This window comes from Nocardioides sp. BP30 (assembly GCF_029873215.1).
GTDB lineage: Bacteria > Actinomycetota > Actinomycetes > Propionibacteriales > Nocardioidaceae > Nocardioides.
Genome location: NZ_CP123620.1, coordinates 2416993 through 2441716, shown reverse-complemented (window position 1 = coordinate 2441716; position 24724 = coordinate 2416993). Strand labels below are relative to the sequence as shown.

General features: G+C 71.6%; 21 protein-coding genes and 1 riboswitch. Of the genes, 7 read left to right on the top strand and 14 right to left on the bottom strand.

Annotation, left to right across the window (positions count from 1 at the left end; translation table 11 throughout):
- The first annotated feature begins 143 nt into the window (after positions 1-143).
- From P5P86_RS11525 to P5P86_RS11495, 7 genes are all read left to right on the top strand, one after another.
- Complete coding sequence (locus tag P5P86_RS11525; protein ID WP_280607576.1) at positions 144-1298, top strand: PP2C family protein-serine/threonine phosphatase; 1155 nt, start codon at positions 144-146, stop codon at positions 1296-1298.
- A complete protein-coding gene (locus P5P86_RS11520) occupies positions 1295-3244 on the top strand; it encodes a glycosyltransferase family 2 protein (RefSeq protein WP_280607575.1) in 1950 nt (649 codons plus the stop codon). The genes P5P86_RS11525 and P5P86_RS11520 overlap by 4 nt, the downstream gene beginning before the upstream one ends.
- Positions 3241-3576: an STAS domain-containing protein gene (locus P5P86_RS11515; protein WP_280607574.1), complete on the top strand. Its 336-nt coding sequence runs from the start codon at positions 3241-3243 to the stop codon at positions 3574-3576. Before P5P86_RS11520 ends, P5P86_RS11515 begins: the two co-directional genes overlap by 4 nt.
- Positions 3569-4012: an ATP-binding protein gene (locus tag P5P86_RS11510; RefSeq protein WP_280607573.1), complete on the top strand. Its 444-nt coding sequence runs from the start codon at positions 3569-3571 to the stop codon at positions 4010-4012. The genes P5P86_RS11515 and P5P86_RS11510 overlap by 8 nt, the downstream gene beginning before the upstream one ends.
- Positions 4009-6540, top strand: a complete 2532-nt coding sequence (opgC, locus tag P5P86_RS11505; RefSeq protein ID WP_280607572.1) for an OpgC domain-containing protein — start codon at positions 4009-4011, stop codon at positions 6538-6540. Before P5P86_RS11510 ends, opgC begins: the two co-directional genes overlap by 4 nt.
- 76 nt (positions 6541-6616) lie before the next feature.
- Complete coding sequence (locus P5P86_RS11500; protein WP_280607571.1) at positions 6617-7828, top strand: exonuclease SbcCD subunit D; 1212 nt, start codon at positions 6617-6619, stop codon at positions 7826-7828.
- Positions 7828-10773 (top strand): AAA family ATPase, encoded by a 2946-nt coding sequence (locus P5P86_RS11495; protein WP_280607570.1) that lies wholly within the window; start codon positions 7828-7830, stop codon positions 10771-10773. Before P5P86_RS11500 ends, P5P86_RS11495 begins: the two co-directional genes overlap by 1 nt.
- A gap of 303 nt (positions 10774-11076) precedes the next feature.
- Here the strand turns inward: P5P86_RS11495 and gcvP are convergent, their stop codons facing one another.
- The 14 genes from gcvP to P5P86_RS11425 form a co-directional block, all read right to left on the bottom strand.
- Positions 11077-13959, bottom strand: a complete 2883-nt coding sequence (gcvP, locus tag P5P86_RS11490) for an aminomethyl-transferring glycine dehydrogenase (protein WP_280607569.1) — start codon at positions 13957-13959, stop codon at positions 11077-11079.
- Positions 13960-14053: 94 nt separating this feature from the next.
- Positions 14054-14140, bottom strand: a riboswitch (glycine riboswitch).
- Between the two features lie 68 nt (positions 14141-14208).
- Positions 14209-14808, bottom strand: a complete 600-nt coding sequence (locus P5P86_RS11485; protein ID WP_280607568.1) for a MerR family transcriptional regulator — start codon at positions 14806-14808, stop codon at positions 14209-14211.
- Positions 14809-15007: 199 nt separating this feature from the next.
- Positions 15008-15475 (bottom strand): bifunctional nuclease family protein, encoded by a 468-nt coding sequence (locus P5P86_RS11480; RefSeq protein ID WP_280607567.1) that lies wholly within the window; start codon positions 15473-15475, stop codon positions 15008-15010.
- Positions 15476-15518: 43 nt separating this feature from the next.
- Positions 15519-16265, bottom strand: a complete 747-nt coding sequence (gene ftsR / locus P5P86_RS11475; RefSeq protein ID WP_280607566.1) for a transcriptional regulator FtsR — start codon at positions 16263-16265, stop codon at positions 15519-15521.
- A 5-nt stretch (positions 16266-16270) separates the two neighbouring features.
- Positions 16271-16765: a double zinc ribbon and FHA domain-containing protein gene (locus tag P5P86_RS11470; RefSeq protein WP_280607565.1), complete on the bottom strand. Its 495-nt coding sequence runs from the start codon at positions 16763-16765 to the stop codon at positions 16271-16273.
- An 80-nt stretch (positions 16766-16845) separates the two neighbouring features.
- The gene (gene gcvH / locus P5P86_RS11465; RefSeq protein WP_348537919.1) at positions 16846-17232 is read right to left on the bottom strand and encodes a glycine cleavage system protein GcvH; all 387 of its coding nucleotides are present in this window, start codon (positions 17230-17232) and stop codon (positions 16846-16848) included.
- A gap of 54 nt (positions 17233-17286) precedes the next feature.
- A complete protein-coding gene (locus P5P86_RS11460; protein WP_280607563.1) occupies positions 17287-18045 on the bottom strand; it encodes a DUF881 domain-containing protein in 759 nt (252 codons plus the stop codon).
- On the bottom strand, positions 18038-18370 hold the full coding sequence (locus tag P5P86_RS11455) for a small basic family protein (protein ID WP_280607562.1): 333 nt from the start codon (positions 18368-18370) through the stop codon (positions 18038-18040). Before P5P86_RS11455 ends, P5P86_RS11460 begins: the two co-directional genes overlap by 8 nt.
- Complete coding sequence (locus tag P5P86_RS11450; RefSeq protein ID WP_280607561.1) at positions 18367-19359, bottom strand: DUF881 domain-containing protein; 993 nt, start codon at positions 19357-19359, stop codon at positions 18367-18369. The genes P5P86_RS11455 and P5P86_RS11450 overlap by 4 nt, the downstream gene beginning before the upstream one ends.
- Positions 19356-19964, bottom strand: a complete 609-nt coding sequence (clsA, locus tag P5P86_RS11445) for a cardiolipin synthase ClsA (RefSeq protein WP_280607560.1) — start codon at positions 19962-19964, stop codon at positions 19356-19358. Before clsA ends, P5P86_RS11450 begins: the two co-directional genes overlap by 4 nt.
- A 34-nt stretch (positions 19965-19998) precedes the next feature.
- Positions 19999-21078, bottom strand: a complete 1080-nt coding sequence (locus P5P86_RS11440) for a hemolysin family protein (RefSeq protein WP_280607559.1) — start codon at positions 21076-21078, stop codon at positions 19999-20001.
- Positions 21075-22409 carry a hemolysin family protein gene (locus P5P86_RS11435; RefSeq protein ID WP_280607558.1) on the bottom strand — a complete coding sequence of 445 codons (1335 nt, stop codon included), beginning with the start codon at positions 22407-22409 and terminating at the stop codon, positions 21075-21077. Before P5P86_RS11435 ends, P5P86_RS11440 begins: the two co-directional genes overlap by 4 nt.
- Positions 22410-22457: 48 nt before the next feature.
- Complete coding sequence (locus P5P86_RS11430; RefSeq protein ID WP_280607557.1) at positions 22458-23261, bottom strand: spermidine synthase; 804 nt, start codon at positions 23259-23261, stop codon at positions 22458-22460.
- A 176-nt stretch (positions 23262-23437) separates the two neighbouring features.
- Positions 23438-24568 carry a hypothetical protein gene (locus tag P5P86_RS11425; protein ID WP_280607556.1) on the bottom strand — a complete coding sequence of 377 codons (1131 nt, stop codon included), beginning with the start codon at positions 24566-24568 and terminating at the stop codon, positions 23438-23440.
- Positions 24569-24724 lie beyond the last annotated feature (156 nt).

The window sequence follows — 24724 nt, the reverse complement described above, 5'->3', positions numbered from 1 at the left end:
TTCTGCTCACTGGGAGGTCATGGCGGTCCGATCGCCCGGTCCGCTCATGACACGAAGTGAAGGAACACAGTCACATGGGGACCACCCTTGCGGGAGCAGCTCACGCTCCACAGGGCCTGGTCGCACCCGATGCCGATGGGCGGGTGCACCGGGCCGTTACCAGCCTCGCCCTCACGGATCGACGCACGCGACCGGGACTGGACCGGGTCACCCGGCTGGCCCGGATGATGTTCGACGTCCAGGTCTCGAGCGTGACGATCCTGGACGGGAAGAGCGCCTTCTTTCCCAGCGCGCAGGGGATGGAGGTCGTCCAGCTCCCTCGCGAGCAGACGCTGTGCGACACGGTCACCCGGATGCAGGAGACGCTGGTGGTGCACGACGCCTCCGCCGATCAGCGCTTCGCCGGGATCGACGCGGTCCGGACCGGGCAGATCCGCTTCTACGCCGGGCGGCCGCTTCGCGACCCTGACGGCAACGTCCTCGGGTCGTTCTGCATCATCGACGACCAGCCCCGCGCCCTCGCGCCGTCCGAGGCCGAGCTGCTCGAGGAGCTCGCCCAGCTGGCCGAGCAGGAGCTGCTCGCGAGCAACGAGTCGGACGCTGTGAGCGCGATCCACACCGTCATGCAGCCCACGCGGATCGTCCGCGAAGGGGCGTGGAGCATCGCCGCCACCTGCATTCCCGCCTTGACGGTGGGCGGGGACTTCTACGACTTCCTCTTCGGACCTCAGGGGCTGATGCTCGGCCTCGGCGACGTCATGGGCAAGGGGACCACGGCGGCACTGCTCGGCGCGAGCGTGCGCGGGACCCTGCGCGGCAGCCTCACCGGCTTCATCGCCTCAGGCGGTGCCCTCGCCCCCTCGTTCACCTCGGCGGCGCGGGCGCTGTGGGGCGATCTACAGCGGGCGGAGGCGTTCGTGACGGTGTTCGGTGGCGTGATCGACCTCGGCACCGGCGACCTGCGCTATCTCGACGCCGGCTCGGGCCTGTGCCTGGTGCACCGCGCCGACGGCCGCATCGAGCAGCTCACCGGCCCCGGGCACCCGATCGGCGTGCTGCTCGACGACGCGTGGAGCGAGCAGACCAGCACGCTCGGCCCCGGCGATCGGATGCTGCTGTTCAGCGACGGTCTGCTCGACCTGGTCGAGGATCAGACGGCCTGGCACGGGCCGGTGGGCGAGCTGCTGGCGAGCCACGCCGATCCCGCGGGCCTCGTGGAGGACGTACGGCGGCTGACCGCGGAGCGGACCGGCATCGACGACGTGACAGTGATCGCCGTCTACCGCGACCCCGCATGAGCCGCCGACTCCTCCTCATCCGCGTGATCGTGGTGCTGACCGCGGTCCTCGGCGTGAACTATGTGGTCTGGCGCTGGCTGTTCTCGGTGCACTGGGCGGCGTGGTGGATCGCCGTGCCGCTGGTGCTGGCCGAGACCTACAGCCTGATCGACTCGCTGCTCTTCGGGTTGACGATGTGGCGGCTCAAGGAGCGGCCCGAGCCGCCGCCGGCTCCGGCCGGCCTGACCGTCGACATCTTCATCACCACCTACAACGAGCCGATCGACCTCGTCATGCGCACCGCCCGGGCGGCGCAGCAGGTGCGCTATCCGCACCAGACCTGGATCCTCGACGACGGCAACCGGCCCGAGCTACAGGCGGTCGCCGAGGCCGAAGGGCTGGGTTGGATCACCCGCTCGGCGGACTGGGCGGGCATGCCGCGGCACGCCAAGGCCGGCAACCTCAACAACGCGCTGCTGGCGACCGAGGGCGAGTTCCTGCTGATCCTCGACGCGGACCAGGTGCCGACCCCTGACATCCTGGACCGGACGCTGGGCTACTTCACCGACGACCGGATGGCGCTGGTGCAGACGCCCCAGTGGTTCGTCAACGTCCCGGACAGCGACCCGCTCGGCAGCCAGGCGCCGCTGTTCTACGGTCCGATCCAGCAGGGTAAGGACGGCTGGAACGCCGCCTTCTTCTGCGGCTCCAACGCCGTCATCCGCCGCGAGGCCCTGATGCAGCTCGGCGTCTCGCGCTACGCCGACGAGGTCACGGTCGGGGTCCACCGCGCCCTGCGGACGGCGCGGGCCGTCATCGACCAGGCCCGCAAGGATCTGGCCCCCGAGGAGCGCGGCGTGCGGCGCGCCCTGGACCAGGTGCTCTACGACATCGGCCGCGCTCGCCGCGAGCTGGCCCGCGGTCACGCGATCTTCGACGTCACCTTCCGCTTCCAGCGGCGCATCGACAGCATCCACCGCGAGCTGGTCGAGGCGGACCTGCGCACCGTGCACGAGGACCTCGCCGTCATCGCGCAGCTCGACACCATCGCCGGCGAGCAGTCGACCAACCTGGCGACGGTCGACGAGACGACGCTCTCCCGGCTCTCCCACCGCGAGTGGTCGCCGCTCGGCGCCGTCGACACGGTCCGCTCGCTCATCGCGGCGGTCGACGTGGACAGGGCCGGCGAGGCGCAGCCCGTGATGCCGATGGCCACGATCTCGGTCACCGAGGACATGGCCACCTGCATGCGGCTGCACGGCCTGGGCTGGCGGACGGCGTACCACGACGAGGTCCTCGCCCACGGCCTGGCGCCCGAGGACCTCGAGTCCATGCTCACCCAACGGCTGCGGTGGGCGCAGGGCACGATGCAGGTGATGTTCCGGGAGAACCCGCTGGCCCAGCGGCGGCTCGCCTGGACCCAGCGCCTCATGTACTTCGCCACGATGTGGAGCTATCTCTCGGGCTTCGCCGCCCTCGTGTACGTCGCTGCGCCCGTCATCTACCTCGTGCTGGGCATCTTGCCGGTCCAGGCCCTCAGCGTCTCCTTCTTCGTGCGGTTGGTGCCGTTCCTCATCGTGAACCAGCTGCTGTTCTTCGTGGTGGCGGCCGGTCGTCCCACCTGGCGCGGGCAGCAGTACTCGCTGGCGCTGTTCCCGGTGTGGATCAAGTCCGTGACCTCCGCCTTCGGCAACGTCTACCTGCATCGCGACCTGGACTTCGCTGTGACGCCCAAGGAGCGGCGCGCCTCGACCGGTCCGCGCTGGGATCTGATCCGGCCCCAGCTCACCGTGATCGGCCTCCTGCTGCTGGCGATCGCGATCGGCTTCGTCCGGATCGCCGTTGGCCAGGCCCACCCGCTGGGCACTTTGTTCAACATGGCCTGGGTCTGCTTCGACCTGGCCGTCTTCTCCATCATCGTCCGCGCGGCCCGGTACCGCGGCTACGAACCAGAAGGAGTCCGATGATCGAGTTCGAGGTCACCCACCCTGAGGACGGCGTCGGCGTGGTGGTGCCGCGCGGCCGGCTCAACATGGTCTCCGCCCGACGGCTCAAGGAGCTGCTCAGCGAGCTCGTGGCGGCCGGCTCCACCCGGATCGTCGTCGACATGGGCGAGACCACCTTCTTGGACTCCTCGGGGCTCGGCGCGCTGATCGCAGGCCTGAAGACCGCCCGGCAGGCCGGTGGCGACCTGCGGGTGGCGCGTCCCACCGAGGCCGTCCGGCTCGTCTTCCAGCTGACCAACATGGACAAGGTCCTGCGCCCGCGGGACAGCGTGGAAGGCGCGTTCGATGTCTGAGGCCACCCCGGACCACTTCCGGCTCTCGGTGCCGGCCCGGCCGCAGTCGCTCGACCTGGTCCACCCGGCGATCGAGCAGCTGTGGAGTGCCCACCCCGAGGTCGGCGAGCTGGAGCGGCTCCGCTTCGAGACGGCAGTGATCGAGATCTTCGCCAACGTCGTCGAGCACGCCTTCCGCAACGACCCCGAGGACCCCGACGGTGACGGGCGGCGGCTCGACCTGGTGCTCGCTGTGACAGGAGCGCAGGTCGAGGCCACCTTCACCGACAACGGCCAGCCGGCCGAGCTCGACCTGAGTGTGGTGACCCTCCCCGACGCCGACTCCGAGTCCGGGCGCGGCCTGGCGATGGCGATCGCCGCGCTCGACGACCTCTCCTACGAGCACGAGGGCGGGCGCAACCGCTGGCGGCTCCTGGTCCGGCTCGCCGCGGCATGAGCCGTCGGCAAGGCCGCGCTCCGATCGGACGCCGCGGGTCCCACCTGCTGGCGACCGTGCTGGCCGCGATGGTGCTTCTTCCGCTGTTGATCCTCGCCGGGCCGGCCGCACCGGCGCTCGCGCGCACCGATGTCGTCCCGGTGCCGACCCCCGGTCACCCCTGGTTCGGGCCGAGCCTGGACTGGACCAAGGAGACAGCGCGGAAGTACGCCGACGACCTCGGCACCTCCCCGTCGCTCTACACCCAGCGGGTGCACTACCCGCTCACCGACGACGACGCGACGTACCTGCGCGAGTTCGCCCAGCAGGCCGCCCAGCAGGGCTCGGTCGCAGTGGTCTCCGTCGAGCCCCAGGTTGCGCTGGACAAGCTCACCGTGGCCGACGCCCGCCGGTTCGCCGGCGAGCTGGCGACGCTGCACGAGCAGCTCGACACCTTCTTCCTGGTGCGCTTCGCACCCGAGATGAACGGCTCGTGGGTGATCTGGGGTCAGCAGCCCAACGCCTACAAGGCGGCGTTCCGCCGGGTCGCTGCGGCGGTGCACAGCGCCACCGACCAGGCGGCGATGGTCTGGGCTCCGGCGTACGGCGCCGGCTATCCGTTCGGCAAGTCCTTCGGGTCGCTCGACCTCACCCACGGCGATCTCAAGGGCCTCGACACCGACGGCGACGGCAAGGTGACCGAGGCCGACGATCCCTACGGGCCCTACTACCCCGGCAACGGGGCGGTGGACTGGGTCGGGCTCTCGCTCTACCACTTCGGGGAGAGCCGCAACGCCGATCCGACCGAGCAGTACTTCGCCCCCAACCGGGTCCCGCCGACAGGGTCGTTCCAGGCCCGTCTGGACGAGACCTGGGGCTATGGCACCGCCGGTGGGCGCACGCCGTTCTACCAGCGCTTCGCCGTCGGCCGGGACAAGCCGATGCTGGTCGAGACCGGCGCCGGCTACGAGCCTGGCGCCGGTGGTGCGGCCGAGCAGCAGATCAAGCAGAGCTGGTGGAGGCAGGTACTCGCCAGTGAGTCCTCGCACCCGATGATCGGCGCGATCAGCTGGCTCGAGCTGACCCGCAAGGAGGCCGAGGCCGAGGATCACCTGGTCGAGTGGGGCGCCACCCGGACGCCCGCCCTCGCCGGCGCCCTGCACACCGACCTCGCCGCATCGCCCACGCGCCTGGGTCCGGTGACCCGCAAGCTCGACCTGCAGACGTCGAACGCCGCGACCGTGCAGGGCAACCTGCCGGCCAAGGATCACGTCAGCGCCGAGATGGGCTGGATCTGCCTGTGCGCGGTGATCCTGGGTGTGGCGTTCCTGGTCGCGGGCCTGGTCGGGCGCTTCGTGCCCTCCTGGCGCTACCCGAACGAGCACGACCCGCGCGACCGCCGCCTGGACCTGTTCCGTGGCTGGATCATCCTCGCCGTGGTGATCACCCACATCGAGGTCAACGGGCTCTACTCCTACATCACGCTCAACGCCATCGGCGCGATCACCGGCGCGGAGATGTTCGTGCTGCTCTCCGGCGTCGTGCTCGGCATGGTCTACCCCGTCGGCGTGCGACGCTTCGGGGAGTGGGCCGCAGCCGTCGGGGCGCTGCGACGGGCGCGCAAGCTCTACCTGGTCGCACTCGTCGTGGTCCTGCTGGTCTACGTGCTGGGCAAGATCCCGGGCATCGACGCAAGCGTGATCACCACCTTCACCGACCGCGGCACCGGCCAGAACGGGCAGAACGCGCAGGGCCTGGTCTACGACCTGTATCCCAACGCCGCACGGCTGTTCGACTACCCGCCGCCGTGGTACGCGGTCAAGGAGCTCCTGCTCCTGGAGATCGGGCCGTGGGTGTTCAACATCATGGGCCTGTTCGTCGTCCTGAGCCTGGCGCTGCCGGCCGTGATGTGGCTGATCCTGCGGCGCCTGTGGTGGGTGGTGCTGGCGATCTCGTGGGCGCTTTTCATCTGGGCGGCGAACGCCGACGTGCACTGGTTGCCCTCGCAGTTCGAGGACGTCTTCCCGCTGTTCACCTGGCAGATCGCCTTCACCCACGGCCTCGTCCTGGGCTACTACCGCAACGGGATCACCCGGGCGCTGACCACCACCGTCGGCAAGCTGTGCTGCGGCGTGTTCGTCGTCGGGTACGCCGCGGCGCTCGGCTGGCTCTGGCTGGGGCACCGGGCGATCGTGTGGTCGCCGTACCCGGACGCCTTCTACGGCTGGGCCTACAACCACCTCTACACCCGGGTCTTCCTGCAGCCGGGGCGGCTGGTGGACCTGGTCTTGATGACGGTGGTGGCGTTCGCCTTCCTCACCACGGTGTGGAAGCCGGTCAACGCCGTCATCGGGTGGTTGTGGATCCCGCTCGGCCAGGCCAGCCTCTACGTCTTCACGGTGCACGTCTTCCTCGTGCTCGCCGTCGCCAACATCCCGCATCTGGACCGGATGAGCTGGTGGCAGGGCACGCTGGTGCACACCGTCGCGATCCTCATCGTGTGGGCGATGGTGCGCAAGAGGTTCCTGTTCAAGCTCATCCCGAGCTGAGTGATCCGGCTCCCATGGCGGCTGCGTCCGGCGTGGGTCACCAAGACTGTCGGTGGCACCTTCTAGGTTCTTTGCCATGCGGATGCTGCACACCTCCGACTGGCACCTGGGGAGGTCCTTCCACCGGGAGGGCATGCTCACCCACCAGGGCGTCTTCGTCGACCACCTCCTGGAGGTGGTGGAGCGTGAGCGGGTGGATCTGGTCGTCGTCGCCGGCGACATCTACGACCGGGCGCTACCGCAGGTCGATGCGGTCCGGCTGGCCTCGGAGGCGCTGGCGCGGCTCGCCGCGTCGCGCGCCAGGGTGGTCCTGACCAGCGGCAACCACGACTCGGCCCACCGGCTGGGCTTCGGCTCGGAGCTGATCGACGCCGCCGGCGTCTTCATCCGCACCGACGCCTCCCGGGCGGCCACGCCGATCCTGCTCGAGGACGAGCACGGGCCGGTGGCCGTCTACGGCATCCCCTACCTCGATCCCGACACCGTCCGCGAGCCCTGGCAGCTCCCGGCGCGCTCGCATGCCGCTGCGCTCGGCGAGGCGATGAGGCGGGTCCGCGACGACCTGGCCCGACGCCGCGGCGCGCGCTCGGTGGTGCTGGCGCACGCCTTCGTGGCCGGTCGTGCCGAGGACGAGGTCCGGTCGAGCGACTCCGAGCGCGACATCTCGGTCGGCGGGGTCTCGATCGTCCCGACGTCGGTCTTCGACGGGGTCTCCTATGCGGCCCTCGGACACCTGCACGGCCGACACACGCTCGCCGAGACGATCCGCTACAGCGGCTCGCCGCTCGCCTACTCCTTCTCCGAGGCGAGCCAGCGCAAGGGCTCCTGGCTGGTCGACCTCGGTCCCGAGGGCGTGACGCGCGCAGAGTTCCTCGACGCTCCGGTCCCCCGGCCGCTGGCGACGCTGCGCGGTGACCTGGAGACGCTGCTCGGCGACCCGGCACTGTCCTGCCACGAGGGCTCGTGGGTGCAGGTCACGCTGACCGACGCGGTGCGACCGCACCAGGCCATGGACCGGTTGCGCCGGCGCTTCCCGCACACCCTGCTGCTCGGCTTCGAGTCGACCGTGCCGGTCCTCGGGGCGCTGCCTCAGGCCCACGGTCCGTCCCGGCGCGACCGCGACCTCGTCGCCGACTTCGTCGCCGAGCTACGCGGTGCCCCGGCATCTCCCGACGAGCTCGCCCTGCTCGGGCGGGCCGTCGACGCCTGCTGCGAGGACACCGATGTCGACATGCTCGTCGGTGCCGGCGCCCCCGTCGACGAGGAGTGGTCGGAGGTGCTGTTCTGATGCGGCTGCACCAGCTGGAGATCACCGCCTTCGGGCCCTTCGCCGACACCGTCACCATCGACCTCGACCGGTTGTCGGCGGCCGGGCTCTTCCTGCTCTCGGGGCCGACAGGTGCGGGCAAGACCAGCGTGCTCGATGCGATCTGCTTCGCGCTGTACGGCGATGTTCCCGGTGACCGTGCGACGGCGAAGCGGCTGCGCTGCGACCAGGCCGCGCCCGGCGTGGCACCGCGCGTGGTGCTGGAGGCGACCCTGGCGGGGCGGCGCTTCCGGATCGGCCGCTCCCCCGCCTGGGACCGGCCCAAGAAGCGCGGCACCGGCTCGACCACCGAGCAGGCGTCGGTCGTGGTGCAGGAGCAGCGCGCCGGTGCATGGACCACCCAGACCACCCGGCTCGACGAGGCCGGCCACCTGATCACCGACCTGCTGGGCATGACGCTCACCCAGTTCACCCAGGTCGCCCTGCTCCCGCAGGGCCGGTTCCAGTCCTTCCTGCGTGCCCGTTCCGAGGAGCGCAAGGAGCTGCTCCAGCGGCTCTTCCGCACCGAGCGGTTCCACGACGTCGAGCGCTGGCTGCGCGAGCACCGGCTCGACCTGCGACGACGCAGCGAGGGGCTCAACCAGCGGGTGGCCGACGCCGTGAGCCGGATCAGCGAGGCGACCGAATCGGCGCTGCCCGACGACTGGGAGCTCGCCGACCTCACGCTGCCGGCCGGCGACGGCGCCCTGGTCGGCTGGGTCGACAACCTGGAGATGCGACTGCACCAGGATCACCTCGAAGCGTGCACCGCCGCAGCCGATGCTGTCGGCGCCGAGGCGATCGCGCGCGAGCAGGTGGAGGAGGCACGCTCCTTCGTCGAGCGCCGCCGACGACACGACGCCGCTGCCCGCGAGCACGCCGAGCTCGTCGCCGAGGCGGACGAGATCGAGACGGCGGCCCGGCGGCTCGAGGTCGCCCGGCGCGCTGCGACCGTGACGCCGGTGCGCCGGCTCGCCGAGCGAGCGCGTGCCCAGCACGAGACGGCCCTGGCCGCTGCGCGCTCCGATGCTGTGCTCGCGGAGGTGCAGGCCGCCCAGCGGGAGCGGATCCGCCAGGTCGACGCGGCCCACGCACTGCTGCCCCAGGAGGCGCGACGCGATGCGGTCGCCGGCGAGCTGGCCGCGCTCACCTCCGACCGCACCCGGTGGGATGCGGAGCTGGCCACCCTCACCGCCCGGACGCAGGCGGCGCCGGCCCGCCTCGACGCCCTGCGCACCGCCCTGGAGGCAGCCCGCGCTGCAGCGATGGTCGTCGAGGCGCTCTCCGGGCGGGCCCGGGCCTATGCCGAGGTGGACCGGCTCGCTGTCGCGCTCGCGCAGGCGAAGGAGGCGCATGCCGTCGCACGCGAGCAGGCGCAGGTGCTGCGCGGGCGCGCCCTCGACGTACGCGCCGCCCGGTTGGACAGCATGGCCGCCGAGCTCGCCGGGGCACTCGCGGTCGGTGCCTGCTGCCCAGTGTGCGGTTCGGCGGAGCATCCCGAGAAGGCAGCACCGTCCGCCGACGCCCCCGATGCCGAGGCCGAGAAGGCGGCCCATCGGGCCGCTGACGACGCGAGCGCCGTCGAGCACCTGCGCGATGTGGAGGCACGCGACCTCGAGACCCGGCTCAGCCTCGCCCGGGACCAGGCAGGCCCAGCGGCGGAGCGCGACGGCGTCGCCGCCGAGCTCGCAGAGGCGCAGGCGCTGGCCGCGACAGCGACGGCGCTGGAGCGCGAGCTCGCCGACGCCGATCGTGCCGCGACGGCCGACGCGGCCAGGCTGACCGAGGCCGGCGCGCAGGCGGCCGCCGCCGAGGCCGCGCAGGCAGCGCTCGCCCGCGAGCACGCCCTCCTGCAGGAGACCCTGGCAGCGGCCCTCGCCGAGACAGCTGTCGCCGACCACCACGAGCACAGCCAGCCGGTCGCATCGGTCGCCGAGCTCGTCGCCCGCCGGGAGCAGGCCGCCCGTGCCGGTGCGGAGCTGGTCCGGGCGCTGGAGGCACGCGACCGCGCCGCCGACGCGCGCCGCGAGGCCGAGGAGGCACTCGCGCACGCGGTGGACGAGGCGGGCTTCGACGACGTGGCAGCGGTGCTCGCCGCCGAGCTGGCGGTCCAGGAGGTCGAGCATCTGACCGCCCGGCTCAAGCACCACGAGCGGCGCCTGGCCGTCGTGACGGCGGTCCTGGCCGAGCCGGGTGCCGACGACCTCGCCCAGCGCCCGACGCCCGACCTGACAGCGCTGGCCAGCGCGCACGAGACAGCTCTGGCCACGCTGGGCAGCGCCCAGGCCGCGGTGGCCCACGGCACCGCCACCCTGGGCCGGCTCGCAGAGCTGCGCGACGAGCTCGACGCCGGCCTCGCGGCCTGGGCGCCGCTGCGCGGCGCGCTCGAGACCGCCACCCGGTTGGCGTCCTTCGCCGAGGGCAAGAGTGCCGACAACCGTCTCCAGATGTCGCTGTCCGCCTACGTCGTCGCCTACCGGCTCACCCAGGTCGTGGCCGCCGCCAACGAGCGGCTCTCCTCGATGAGCGACCAGCGCTACCAGCTGGAGCACACCGCCGCCCGGGGCGCCGGCGATCGCCGCGGCGGCCTGGCCCTCCTGGTGCGCGACGACTGGTCGGGCGAGACCCGCGACCCGGCGACGCTGTCGGGCGGGGAGACGTTCGTCGTCTCGCTGGCCCTCGCGCTGGGTCTGGCCGACGTGATCGCGCAGGAGGCGGGTGGCGCCATGCTCGACACGCTGTTCGTCGACGAGGGCTTCGGCTCCCTGGACGCCGACACCCTCGACGACGTCATGGCCGTCCTCGACGGCCTGCGCGACGGCGGCCGCGTGGTCGGGGTGGTCAGCCATGTCGCCGAGCTGCGCGACCGGATCCCGACCCAGCTCCGGGTGACCAAGTCCCGCACCGGCTCCACGCTCACCCACTGAGCCGACCCGTCACTTTCGGCGGGTCGAGAGGTCACCTTCGGCGGGCCGAGTGTCCACCGCGCGCCGCCGTCACGGCCCCGGTGCCGAGATCGGGCCCGGTGGCGTCAATGACAGCCACCGGGCCCGCTCGGCACGGGCACCTCGCCCGAGGCCAGTACGCACAGCGCGAGCTCCCGGACGCTGCAGCCCGCTGCGCCGCCCAGGACCGTGTGCCTGGGTCGGCGTGCCCGGGTCGGCGAGGACGCACAGCGCCAGACCCACGTCACCCGGCGACCTCTCGAGTGTCATCAAGTGACGGGTCGACTACTCGGCGAACGCCTCCAGCGGCGGGCAGGCGCACACCAGGTTGCGGTCGCCGTACGCGTTGTCGATCCGCGCCACCGGCGGCCAGTACTTATCGGCCGCGCCGTTGGGGCCGGCGATGCCCTGCGGGAAGACAGCCTCCTCACGGGTGTAGGCCCGGTCCCAGTCCCCGACCAGCGCCCGCGAGGTGTGCGGAGCACCGCGCAGCACGCTGTTCTCGGCCGTCCACTCCCCCGAGGCCACCCGGTCGATCTCGCCGCGGATCGCGATCATCGCCTCGACGAACCGGTCGAGCTCGGCCAGGTCCTCGGACTCGGTCGGCTCGACCATCAGGGTGCCGGCCACCGGGAACGACATCGTCGGGGCGTGGAAGCCGTAGTCGATGAGCCGCTTGGCGACGTCCTCGACACTCACGCCGGTGGACTTGGTGAGCTCGCGCAGGTCGAGGATGCACTCGTGCGCGACCAGACCGGACTCGCCCCGGTAGAGCACCGGGTAGTGCTCCCCGAGCCGCGCCGCGACGTAGTTGGCCGAGAGCACCGCCATGGCGGTCGCCCGGGTCAGCCCGGCACCGCCCATCAGCCGGATGTAGGCCCACGAGATCGGCAGGATCCCCGCCGAACCGTACGGCGCCGCGGAGATCGGGCCGATGCCGGAGCGCTTGGCCTCCTCGGGGTGCAGGCCGTGCGAGGGCAGGTACGGCGCCAGGTGGGCACGGACCGCCACCGGCCCCACCCCCGGGCCGCCGCCGCCGTGCGGGATGCAGAAGGTCTTGTGCAGGTTGAGGTGCGATACGTCGCCGCCGAACTCGCCGGGCTTGGCATAGCCCAGCAGCGCGTTGAAGTTAGCGCCGTCGATGTAGACCTGCCCGCCGTGGCTGTGCACGATGTCGCACAGCTCGGTGATGCCCTCCTCGTAGACGCCGTGCGTCGAGGGGTAGGTGACCATGATCGCGGCGAGATCCTCGGAGTGCGCCTCGCACTGAGCACGCAGGTCATCGAGGTCCACCGTGCCGTCCTCGGCCGACTTGACCACCACCACGCGCATGCCCGCCATCACCGCGGAGGCGGCGTTGGTGCCGTGTGCGGAGCCGGGCAGCAGGCAGACGTCGCGCTGCTCCTGGCCGTGGGCGCGGTGGTAGCCGCGGATCGCCAGGAGGCCGGCGAGCTCGCCCTGGGAGCCGGCGTTGGGCTGGATCGAGACCCGGTCGTAGCCGGTCACCTCCTCGAGCCATCCCTCCAGCTCGGCGACCAGGCGCGCGTACCCGGCGGCGTCCTCGGCCGGCACGAACGGGTGCAGATCGGCGAAGCCGGGCAGCGAGATCGGCTCCATCTCGGTGGTGGCGTTCAGCTTCATCGTGCACGAGCCGAGCGGGATCATCCCGCGGTCGAGCGCGTAGTCACGAGCCGACAGCTTGGCGAGGTAGCGCAGCATCTGGGTCTCGCTGTGGTGCGCCGAGAACACCTCATGGGTCAGGTACGGCGTGGTCCGCTCCAGACCGGCGGGCAGAGCGTCGGCCGTGGTGCGGTCCAGCTCGTCGATGTCGGCGCTGACGCCGAAGGCGCTGAACACGCTGCTCAGCGTCGAGCGGGTAGTGGTCTCCGAGGTGGAGAGCCCGACGGTGTCGGCATCGACGTGGCGCAGGTGGATGCCCAGGTCCCGCGCCTTGGCGACGATCGCCGCCGCGGCGCCCGGCGCCTTCACCGTCAGGGTGTCGAAGAACGACTCGCTGCTCAGCTCGTAGCCGGCGGTCCGAAGCCCTGCGGCCAGGACCGCGGCGTAGCGGTGGGTGCGGGTGGCGATCTGGGCCAGCCCCTGCGGCCCGTGGTAGACCGCGTACATCGAGGCGGTGACCGCGAGCAGGACCTGCGCCGTGCAGATGTTGGAGGTGGCCTTGTCACGCCGGATGTGCTGCTCGCGGGTCTGCAGCGCCAGCCGGTAGGCGGGCCGCCCCTCCGCGTCGATCGAGACACCGACGAGCCGGCCCGGCATGTGCCGCTCGAGGCCGGCCGAGACGGCCATGTAGCCCGCATGCGGCCCGCCGTAGAACAGCGGTACGCCGAAGCGCTGGGAGGAGCCGATCACCACGTCCGCGCCGAGCACGCCGGGCGCCTCTAGCAGCGTGAGCGCCAGCAGGTCCGCCGCCACCACTGCCAGGGCGTTGCGCTCGTGTGCCGTCGCGATGAGGGCGCGGGGGTCGATCACGGCCCCGGACGCGCCGGGGTACTGGATCAGCACGCCCGAGAGCTCGCCGTCGGGCAGGCCGGCGCTCAGGTCGGCCACGACCACCTCGATGCCCATCGCCTCGGCGCGGGTGCGGACCACCTCGATGGTCTGCGGCAGCGCGTCGGCGTCGACGACGAACGGCCCGGACGCCTTGCGCTGGGCGCGACGTACCAGCGTCATCGCCTCCGCGGCCGCGGTGCCCTCGTCGAGCAGCGAGGCGTTCGCGGTGGGCAGCCCGGTCAGATCGCCGACCAGGGTCTGGAAGTTGATGAGCGCCTCGAGCCTGCCCTGGGAGATCTCCGGCTGGTAGGGCGTGTACGCGGTGTACCAGCTCGGGTCCTCGAGCACGTTGCGGCGGATCACCGCGGGCGTGATCGTGCCGTGGTAGCCGAGACCGATCATCGTCTCGCCGGGCCGGTTGCTCGCCGCGAGCTCACGCGCGAGCGCCGCCACCTGGGGCTCGCTCAGGGCCGTCGGCAGGTCGAGGGTGTCGGTGTTGCGGATGCCGCCGGGAACCGCTGCGTCCATGAGTGCGTCGAGCGAGCCGAAGCCGAGCCGGTCGAGCATCGCCGCCGCATCGTCGTCGGAGAGCCCGATGTGGCGCTGCACGAAGGGGGCGCTGGAGTCGAGCTCGGAAAGGGTGGGGCGGTCGGACACGAGGGCTCCTCGGGGACGCACGGGTCAGGTCGTCCTCCCCCTCTGTCACAGCACGTCGCCCGCGTCGCTGCGGTCGGGTGACACTTCAGAGTCGCCAGCCCCCGTGGTCCTGGTGCCTGAGAGGTTCCGGGGAGGAATTGCCCCTTCGGCGCTCGCGATCGAGCTCTCCCACGCGGGTGTCGGCCCTCCCAGGATAGACGTACTCCGGCCCCGGTCCGTCAATCGACGTCCCGGGGCCGGAGTACGAGATCAGACAGCCGAACGGGCGGCGCGGCGCGCGGCGAGCTCGTCGCCCGCGACCGGCGCGGCCTCCTCGGCGCCGGCACGCTCGCTCGGCAGCTCGGAGAGACTGCCCTCGATCTCGCGCCACACGCCGCCGATCGCGATGCCGAAGACGCCCTGACCGCCCTGGAGCAGGTCGATGACCTCGTCGTTGCTGGTGCACTCGTAGACCGAGGCGCCGTCGCTCATCAGCGTCACGCGGGTGAGGTCGTCGGTGCCGCGCTCGCGCAGGTGCGTCACGGCGGTGCGGATCTGCTGCAGCGAGATGCCCGCGTCGAGCAGTCGCTTGATGACCTTGAGGATCAAGATGTCGCGGAAGGAGTAGAGCCGCTGCGAGCCGGACCCGCTGGCGCCGCGGATGCTCGGCTCGATGAGGCCGGTGCGGGCCCAGTAGTCGAGCTGTCGGTAGGTGATGCCGGCGGCATTGCACGCGGTCGGACCGCGGTAGCCCTGATCGCTCGGCAGTGGCGAGACGTCGTCGCTGAAGAGCAGCCCCTGCTCCTCGGCCTGCTCGGCCGCGAGGGATACCTCGGCGCCGAGGCCGGGCTCCCGTTCGTGCTCGTTCACGCGATCCTCCGTGGTCTACTCCGGTTCAGCGTAACCCGATCGGGGAAGCCGCGGCGATCTGTGGACCACAGCGGTGGAGTTACACCGGAGACAGTTCAAGGTAGGACCGCGACGGGCCGGGGTCAAAGATGCTTTCGGCGTGTCGCAACCCTCAACCTCAAGTTGAGGTTCAGAGTTACCGCCCACCCCGCGCCGAGGCTCACAGCGATTCGAAGTCCTCCGGCGTGACCTGGTCGAGGAACTCACGGAACCGCTCGACCTCGTCCTCCTGCTCAGCAGGTACGGCGACACCGGCCTCGGCGAGCACCTCGTCCGCGCAGACGACCCGAGCACCGGTCCGCAGCGCGATCGCGATCGAGTCCGACGGCCGGGCCGACACCTCCACCCCGGAGGCGAAGACCAGGTTGGCGAAGAACACGCCGTCCTTCACATCGACGATCTGCACCTCCGCGAGCTCGTTCCCGGTCGCCTCGAGGATGTCCTTGAGCAGATCGTGGGTCAGCGGCCGTGGCGGCACCACGCCCTGTTGCGCGAAGGCGATCGCCGTCGCCTCCACCGCACCGATCCAGATCGGCAGGTAGCGCTCGCCGGTCACTTCCCGCAGGAGGACCAGCGGCTGGTTGGAGGGCATCTCGACTCGGACACCCAGGACGTCTACCTCGCGCACGCCCTCCACCCTACTCCGAGCGCCACGGCGGGCCAGGGCACCGCTAGGGCTGCTTGAGACCGGCCTTGACCAGCGTGGCGTGCAACCGCACCGACAGCGCCGCGACCTCCGCCGCCGTCTCCGCGGCGCGGGCTCGAGCGGCAGGGTCGTTGGTCCGCAGCTGGGGTGCGACGATCTGCTGGACCAGGCCGACCTCGCGGTCCGCCGCGGCCTTCATCCCGCGCAGGTGGCGCGGCTCGATGCCGAACGCGGCCAGCTCCTTGGCGGTCTGCGCGATCACCAGCGCGTCCGTGTCGTAGTAGCCCCGTACGGCGGCGATCAGCCGGGCGTCCTCGAGCTCACGCAGCAGCTCATCGCTGACCTCGGCGATCTTGACCAGCTCCTTGCGCGAGAGTCGGAGGTTGTCCGTACGGCGGAACGAGTCCGGGCTGGGGATGCCGTCCGAGGAGAGGGCGACGGTGGGCACCGTCGGCACGACCGGACCCGGCTCCGGCGGCTCGAGACCGCGATCGATCGCATCCAGATGCTCCGCGATGACCTTCTTGGGCAGGTAGTGGTCGCGCTGCATCCGCAGCACGTAGCGGATCCGCTCCACGTCGCGGTGGGAGAACTTCCGGTAGCCGCTGGCGGTGCGGTGCGGCGCGATCAGCCCGTCCTGCTCCAGGAGCCGGATCTTGGGGATGCTGATCAGCCCCGGGAAGTCCTCCCGGAGCAGGTCGAGCACCTGCCCGATGTTGAGCAGCTCGCCCCTCTCACCGGACTCCGGGGCGACCTGGTGTTCTGCTGCCACGGACCTCAGGCCTCGGCGTGCCCGGCGTAGTAGACCAGCCGGTACTTGCCGATCTGGACCTCGTCGCCGTCGTTGAGCACGACCTTGTCGATCCGGTCGCGGTTCACGTAGGTGCCGTTGAGACTGCCCACGTCCGCGACGGTGAAGCTCTCACCCGAGCGGTCGAACTCGGCGTGCCGGCGCGAGACGGTGACGTCGTCGAGGAAGATGTCGCTGTCCGGGTGCCGGCCGGCGTAGACGGTGTCCTTGTCCAGCAGGAACCGGCTGCCCGACCCGGGGCCCCGCTGGACGACCAGCAGGGCGCTGCCCGGAGGCAGGCCGTCCACGGCGGCGGCGTCGACCGGGTTGAGGACCCGCTCCGAGGTGTCGGAGCGGGCATCGCCGATCTGGATGGTCGCGGTGCTGTCCGACGGGGCCGCGGGCGCGGCCAGCGCCGTACCGCACTGGGAGCAGAACCGCGCGTCGGCGGGGTTCTGGTTCCCGCAGGCGGGGCAGGTCATCGGGCATTCCTCCTCGTCTGACCCTCAACCGGACGGTGAGGGTGGGACGTACTCGAACCTATCAGGTAGGCCGGTGCCCGTCAGGCCTGCAGCGTCGCCTCGTAGCCGGCGGCATCCAGCAGGCCCTCGACCTCGTCGGGGGTCGCGGGCACGACCTCGAAGAGCCAGCCGCCGCCGTAGGGATCGTCGTTGACGAGCTCGGGGGTGGCGTCCAGGCCCGCGTTGACCGCGACGACCTCGCCGGAGATGGGCGCGTAGACGTCGCTGACCGACTTGGTGGACTCCAGCTCGCCGCAGGTGGCGCCGGCGCTGACGGTGGCGCCGACCTCCGGAAGGGAGACGTAGACGATGTCGCCGAGGGCGTCCTGGGCGAAGTCGGTGATGCCGATGCGCACCGATCCGTCGTGCTCGCCCGGCGTGCGGACCCACTCGTGCTCACTGGTGTACTTCAGGTCCTGCGGGTACAGCGCCACGGCGTGCTCTCCTGAGGTCGGTGTCGGGCATCGGTGCTGTCCGGAACCCTACTGCGTCTTGCGGACCGCCGTGATGTCCAGGGTGGTCTGCTGGCTCACCTTCACGGTGGCCCCGTCCTCGGCGAACTCGTCCTCCGGCCCCCGGGCGAAGGTCACCGCCCCGGCGAGCGTCGCGGGCTCGCCGATGGCGTCGATCGTGTACGGCGGGGTCAGCAGCTGGTGGTCGACGTACAGGCCGTCCGCACCCTGCTCGAAGGAGGAGGACGCGATCAGCCGGACCTTGCCGTTGACCTGCAGCGCCTCGGCCCCCGCCGATCGGAGCTCCTCGACGAGGTCGAGGAAGTCGTCCACGTTGACGTGGTCGGTGGTCTCCTCGATGGTGACCTGGATGCCCGGACCGGTCACCGGCACCTGGCCGGCCAGGATCTTGAGCGTGTCGACCTGGCTCTGCGCCTGGTCGAGCGCGGCCTGGCGCTTCTCCGTGGCGGAGCTGAGCTTGGCGCGGGTCTGCTGCAGCCGGCTCAGCTCGGACTGGGCTCGCTGGCTCGTGCCGGCCAGGCCGTTGAGCACGTCGATCAGGTCCTGCTCGCGGTAGCCCGCGTAGGTCGAGTCGTGGTCGTTGCTGTTCACCTGGGTCACCGCACCGAAGCCGACCACGGCGAGCAGCACCGCCACCACGACCTGGCCTCGACGGGCGTGGGTGAGCGCGTCGAGCAGTCGCTGCCGGCCGCTCGTCCCGGTGTCGTGCCCGGTGTCGTGCCCGGTGTCGTGCCCGGTGCTGTCCTGCGGCGCTGTCGGCTCAGGCATGGAACAGGTGCCTGCGGATGGCTGCCACGTTGGAGAAGATCCGGATGCCGAGCACGACGATCACACCGGTGGAGAGCTGGCCGCCGACGCCCAGCTTGTCGCCCATCCACACGATCCCGGCAGCGATCACGACGTTGCTCACGAACGAGACCACGAACACCTTGTCGTCGAAGATGCCGTCCAGGTAGGCGCGCAGCGCACCGAAGACGGCGTCCAGCGCCGCGACCACGGCGATCGGCAGGTACGGCTCGAGCCCGACCGGTACGTCGGGCCGGAAGATCAGTCCGAGCACGACCCCGACGACCAGTCCAAGCGCTGCGATCACGGCTTCTCCTTGTCTTCCACCGGACCATGATCGGTGCGCGCGTGCCGCAGGACCAACATGGAGAGCGGCGCGGCGGGCAGGACCAGGTTCGACTCGTTGTGCATGCTGAACGGCATGCCGTACTGGCGGGTGAGGTTGCGCAGCCGGATCCCCGAGGTGGTCTCGGCGAACCTCGCCGCCAGCTTCTTGGTGTCTCCCAGCGCCAGGACCGTGTACGGCGGGGACAGCGAGGTGTCGTTGATGCGCACGACCGTCGCGGTGTTGCGCAGGGCGCTCAGCGCCGTCACGCGCTGGCCGTTGACCGAGACGGCTGTCGCGCCGGCCTGCCACAGGCCGTTGACCAGGCCGGCCAGGTCGGAGTCGCGCACCTGCCCCGCCGTACCCCCCGAGGGTGCGTCGTCGACCGTCACCCGCACCCCCTCGCCGCGGACGCTCCCCCAGCCGGTCGCGGCCAGCAGCGCCTGCTGGGTGCTGGTCGTCGCATCGAGGTCGCGGCCGAGATCACCGTAGCTGCCCTCCTGGCGGGTGTTGGTCGCGCGGAGGGCGGCGATCTGCTTCTGTTGCGAGGACACCGCCGCGCGCCGGGTGTTGATCCGCGCTATCAGCTGGTCCTTGCTGGCGTTGTCCACCGACGCGTTGCGCGAGGTCTGCACCGCCGCCACCGCCACCAGCAGCCCGAAGACCAGCACCGCGGCGATGGTCAGGCCGCTGCGACTGCGAGCCGCGCTCGCGGTGCCGGACGTGGTGCCGGACGTGGTGCCGGACGTGGTGCCGGTCTCGCGCCGATGCCGTTCGGCGACGTGCTGGTAGTCCTCGTCCAACGACTGGCGGGTGATCAGGTCCAGCAGCGGCACGGCGACCCTCGCGGCACCGGGCGAGGGCGAGTAGGAGGCGTGCACCGGCCCGTGCGCCGGCGTCCGCATCGGGCCGTGGGCGGTGCTGTCCCAGGTCCGGCGCTCCTCGGGGCGTCCCTGTTCCGGCTGGCTCATCGTCCGACGGCTCCGACCGGCGGCATGCTGCGCAGCAGCTGCCGGGTCTGCAGGGCGTAGAGGATGCCCGCCCACCAGTACAGCGCGATCCCCCACAGGGTGAACGCCCAGCCGAGGACGCGGCACAGCATCGCCAGCGTGCTGTCGCCGTCGGTGAGGACCAGCAGCGGGAAGGCGTAGAGCAGGTTGAACGTCGCGGCCTTGCCGAGGAAGTGCACCGGCAACGCCCGGACACCACGGGTGCGCAGCAGCGGCACCAGCCCCCAGATCAACAGGTCCCGCAGCGGGAGGAGCACCGCCACCCACCACGGCATCAGGTCGCGCAACGCGAGCCCCACCACGACCACGAGGATGTAGAGCCGGTCGGCGAGGGGATCGAGCAGCTCCCCGATCCGGGAGTACTGACCCAGCCGTCGCGCGAGGTAGCCGTCGAGGTAGTCGGTGACGCCGGCGGCGACCAGGACGGCGAACGCCGCCCCGTCCTGGTGCGGGCCCAGCAACAGCCAGGCGAAGACGCCGATCCCGATCAGTCGCAGGACGCTGAGCGCGTTGGGAATCGTCCAGACGCGATCGGTCCTGGTCTCGCGGGTCGCGCTGTCGTGCACGCGGCCCACCCTAGTTGCGCCGGAGCCGTCCGGCTCACTCTTGGAGACTCGGCACCTCGTCGGCGTGTGCGGCGTCGCGGATCTCTCCGACCAGCTCCTCGATCACGTCCTCGAGTGTCGCCAGTCCGATCGTGACGCCGTCGAGGTCGACCACTCGGGCCAGGTGCGAGCCGCGCCGCTGCAGGGTCTCCAGGGCCTCGTGCAGCGGATCGGTCGGCGTGACGGTGGCGAACGGTCGGATCCACTTGTCCTCGACCGGACGCTGGCGTCGCACCTCGTCGGGCTCCAGCACGTCCTTGATGTGCAGGTAGCCGAGCAGCTCCGGGCCGGCACCGTTCGCGACGCGGTCGTCCTCCACCGGGAAGCGGCTGAAGCCGGTCGCGGCGCACAGCGCCTCGATGTCGGCGCCGGAGGCGCCGCGCCGTACGGTCGTGAGGCTCCCGACCGGCAGCAGGACGTCGGCGACCGTCTTCTCGGTGAACCCGAGAGCACCGGCGAGCCGGTCGTACTCGTTCTGCTGCAGCAGCCCCTCCCCGCGCGACTCCTCGACCATGGCCGCCACCTCCTCGCGGGTGAAGGCGGAGACCACCTCGTGCTTGGGTTCGACCCGCACGAGGCGCAGGGCCGCCCGGGCGGTCGCGTCGAGGACGACGATGAGCGGGCGCAGGAGGCGCACCAGGGCGTACATGATCGGCGCGAGCACGAGCACCGCCCGCTCCGGGAGCGCGAGCGTGATGTTCTTGGGAACCATCTCCCCGAGCACGACGTGCAGGAACGCCACCAGTGCCAGCGCCACGACGAAGGCGATCGGGTGCACGGCGCCCTCCGGCACGTGCACCGCGTGCAGGAGCGGCGCGATCACGTGGCTCACGGCCGGCTCGGCGACGGCTCCCAGGATCACCGAGCACACGGTCACGCCGAGCTGGATGCCGGCGATCATCGAGGCCACGTCCTCCATCGCCTCCAGCGTGCGGCGGGCGAGCCGGGAGCCTTCGATGGCCTGCGGCTCGATCTGGCTGCGGCGGGCGGAGACCAGCGCGAACTCGGTCGCGACGAAGAAGGCGTTCAGCAGCAGCAGGACCAGCGCCAGCAGCAGCGCGAGGGGGGTGCTCACGGGACCACCCGCAGCGAGAGCCGGTCGATCCGCAGCCCGTCCATGTGCTCCACCGTCAGCACGGCTGTCCGCTGCCCGGGTCGGTCCGGGTCGCTCGGGTCGGGCACCGGCACCTCGGCGCTGTCACCGCGCAGCGGGATCCGGCCGAGCAGCCGCAGCACCAGACCGGCCACGGTGTCGTACTCCTCGCCCTCCGGCAGCGCCACCCCGGTCAGGTCCTCCACCTCATCGGGCCGCAGCAGACCGGAGAGCGACCACGTCCCGTCACGCCGCAGGCGGGCGCGGGCACCGAGCGTGTCGTGCTCGTCGGCGATGTCGCCGACGATCTCCTCGATCACGTCCTCCAGGGTCACGATGCCGGCCTGGTCGCCGTACTCGTCGAGCACGATCGCCAGCTGGAAGCTCTCCTTGCGCAGCAGCGCCAGGAGCGGGTCGAGGCGCAGCGAGTCCGGCACCACGATCGGCTTGGCCATCAGGTGCTTGACCCTGGTCGTCGCACGCTCGTGCACGGGCAGCGCGACAGCGTTCTTGACGTGGATGGTGCCGACCACCGACTCGTGCTCGTCGAGCACCGGGAAGCGGGAGTGGCCGGTGCGCCTGGCCAGCTCGATCACTGCCTGCGCACGGTCACCGTCCTCGAGGCTGTGCTGGCGTACCCGGGGCGTCATGATCTCGCCGGCGGTGCGGGTGCCGAACTCGACCGAGCGCTCCATCAGCTCGGCGGTGTCGGCGTCCAGCGTGCCCTCGTCGGCCGAACGCTGGATCAGCGAGGTCAGCTCGCTGGAGCTGCGCGCCGAGCGCAGCTCCTCCTGGGGCTCGACACCGAAGCGGCGCACCAGGGTGTTGGCGGTGCCGTTGAGCAGCCGGATCGGACCGGCGTTGAGCTTCGCGAACGCCCGCAGCGGCGCCTGCGTCGCCTTCGCGGTGCGCATCGGAAGGGCCAGCGCGATGTTCTTGGGCACCAGCTCGCCGAACACCATCGTGACGATGCTCGAGAGCACCAGCCCGACCACGACCGAGATCGGCGCGATCGCCGACTCGCCCACCCCGATCGAGCGCAGCGGCGGGCCGATCAGGCCCGAGACCGCCGGCTCGGCGATCCAGCCGATGGCCAGGTTCGTCAGGGTGATGCCGAGCTGGGCTCCCGAGAGGTTGCTGGAGAGCGTGCGCAGGGCCTGCTGGACCCCGGAGGCGGTGCCGTCACCGGCCGCCACCTCCTGGTCCACGGTCGTACGATCGACCGTCACGAGGGCGAACTCGGCGGCCACGAAGAAGCCGCAGGCGGCAACCAGCAGCAGCACGAGGACGAGCAGCAGCGCGGAGGTCAGCACGGGTGCGACCTCCGCCGGAGATGGTGGCTGTCCATGGTGGCGCTCAGTCTATCGGCCGCTGACCGGAGCCGGGCCGGACTCGGCGTCCGCGTCGACGAAGGGCACCCCGCCACCGAGGGTGTCGCTGACCGCACGCCCGTCCAGCACCCGGTACGGCGCGCCCGCGCGCGCCGCCGCGGCCTCGAGGGCGACGGCGATCTCGGCGCCGCCCAGGTGCCCGGCGACGACGACCAGGTTGCCCTGCCGTCGACCGCGCAGCGTCGCCGCCTCGGCGGTGACGACCAGCTCGGGCAACGACTGTCGGATGCCGGCGATCACGCGGCGAGCGTGCGGGAACGGTGCCGCGTCGCCGAGGTTGGCCACCAGTCGGCCGTCCTGCGCGAGCACCCGTCGGACCTCGGCGAAGAAGGTGGCGGTGGTCAGGTCCGCCGGCATCCTGCCCTCGGCGAAGGCGTCCACCACCACCAGGTCCTGCGATCCGTCGCGAACAGCTGCCAGACCGCTGCGGCCGTCGACGATCCGCACCTTGATCCCGCTGCGCACAGGCAGCGGCAGCTCCGCACGGACCCGATCGACCAGGTCGGCGTCCGGCTCCAGCACCACCTGCGCCGACCGGGGGCGGGTGGCGGCGACGTAGCGCGGCAGGGTGAGTCCCGCGCCGCCGACGTGCAGGACGCGCAGGGGGTCGCCGCTCAGGCTGTGGGCGTCGATGACGTCACCGATGCGGCGGACGTAGTCGAAGACGAGCCGACTCGGATCCGCGAGGTCCACGTAGGACTGGTCCATGCCGTCCATCCGCAGCAGGAAGGCGTCGGAGCGGTCCGCCGGCACGATCTCCATCGACGCGTTCACGAGGCGATCCTGTCAGATCGCCCGCAGCCGTCCGTCCCCGAGACACGGACGGCCACGGGGCCCGTCGGGTCAGCGTGCGTCGGCACACTGCCCCCTTGATACCCCGCGGCCGAGCCGCCAAACCTCGGCCGGGCTCGCCGCTCACTCGCCGCTCACTCGCCACCTCACTCCTCGGCTCACTCGTCGGGGAGCAGCGCCTCGGCCAGGTCGACGAGTCCGTTGTAGTCGGCCACGTGCTCGGGCTTCGGCAGCGGCGTGTCCACTCCGTGCACCGGGTCCGGAACGGCGCTCTTCTCCTGCTCCTCGAGCATCACCTCGAGCGCCTCCACCTCGGCCCGCATCCGGACGATCCGCTCGTAGGCCGGGTGCGCCCGGACGCGGGTGCCACCGTCCGCGCTGTAGGCCGCCAGCGCGTCCACCAGCTGCTCGGCGGCAGGCAGGAGCCCCGCGATCCGGCGCAGCACCTCGATCGGCGCGTCGTTGTTCACCAGCCGGCGCGGCGCGTCGCGAACCATCTCGTAGGCGTCGGCGATGTCGTGGCGCACGACCCGACCGCGGGGGCGCAGCCGCTCGTAGTGCACCTCGGCGCGCAACAGGGTGGCGAAGGCAGCGGCCAGCAGACAGACGGTGACGGTGACGACGACCAGCTGGTTGCCGGTCGGATCGGTGGGATCGCTGCGCAGCCTGGTCGCCAGCACCACGGCGGCGATCGCGCTGACGACGGTGGCGACGAAGGTCATGGTGGGCACCCAGACCGCCGCGCGACGCTCCACCAGGCTCGCCATCGCCGACTCGGCGGGGGTGAAGACCGGGCGGGTCAGGTGGTGGGCGTAGCGAGCACGACGTTCGCGCTCCTCGACCAGCTCCTCGAAACGGCGCCGGAGCGCACCGGCGCCGCCGTCCTCCGCTGACTCGTCAGCGTCGTCGGGGTCGTCGGGGTCGTCGGCTCTCTCGGGGTCATCCTCACCGTCCTCACCATCCTCGGTGCTCTCCGGCTTCTCGGCCTCCTGCGTCGCCCCGTCGTCCGCAGACCCGACCTCCGTGAACTCCGCATCGCGCTGGTCGGCCAGCGGGTCGAGCGTCTGCTCCAGTACGGCGTCGGAGACGGGGTCGGGCCCGTCCAGCACCGGCGGGCTGGGCCTCGGCACCGCGAACGTCGGCAGACCGGTGGGAGCGCCCCCGTACGGCGCGGCGCCCTCCTCATCCTCGGACCCGGCAGCTCCCGGCACGACCGGATCGGCCCAGAAAGGTCTGGGCACGAACCCGGGCGCCGGGAGCTGATGCTCCGGCGTCGAAGACTCGGTCACGGTACCTCCGGCTCGTGGATGTTCCCCCGTTCATCGGCAGGGATATGACTCATATCAGGCGAAGGGCGACATTTCCCGGGAACGGCCCGATTGCTCGCTCCGAAGGTCAACTCCCGCGACCGGGGGCCGATGAGGGGAAGGTCACCCCAACCGTCC